Raw genomic sequence first — 563 nt, forward strand, 5'->3', positions numbered from 1 at the left:
GAGATGGACACGGTTGGCAATGATATGAAGATTGAGATCTGGTCGGACATCGCCTGCCCCTGGTGCTATATCGGAAAACGTCGCTTCGAGGATGCCCTCGACGGCTTCGCTCACAAGGATGACGTCGACGTCCAATGGCGCAGCTTCCAGCTCGACCCGAGCCTGCCCGATCACTTCGACGGCACCGAAACCGAATACCTCAGTCAGATGAAGGGCATGCCCGCCGCTCAGGTGCGACAGATGTTCGACCATGTCACACAGCAGGCCGCCGGAGTCGGCCTGAACTACGACTTCGACTCGATCGTCGTGGCCAACAGCTTCACCGCCCACCGCTTCCTCCACTTCGCCAAGACCCACGGACTCATGTCCGAGGCCAAGGAGAGGCTGCTCTCGGGCCACTTCGAGAAGGGTCGCGACATCGGTGACGTCGACTACCTCGCCGAGGTGGGACGTGAGATCGGCCTCGATCCCGACGAGGTCCGCCGGATCCTCGCAACCGATGAATTCTCGGATGACGTACGGGCCGACATCAGTGAGGCCCGCTCGCTCGGCGCCAATGGAGT

General features: G+C 61.5%; 1 protein-coding gene. It reads left to right on the plus strand.

The annotated features are described in order from the left end of the window. Positions 1–24: 24 nt before the first annotated feature. Positions 25–563, plus strand: a 539-nt coding sequence (locus tag IEV86_RS17610; protein ID WP_188484848.1) for a DsbA family oxidoreductase, incomplete at its 3' end; no start/stop codon positions are given.

The organism is Cellulomonas carbonis (assembly GCF_014636275.1).
GTDB classification, from domain to species: domain Bacteria; phylum Actinomycetota; class Actinomycetes; order Actinomycetales; family Cellulomonadaceae; genus Actinotalea; species Actinotalea carbonis.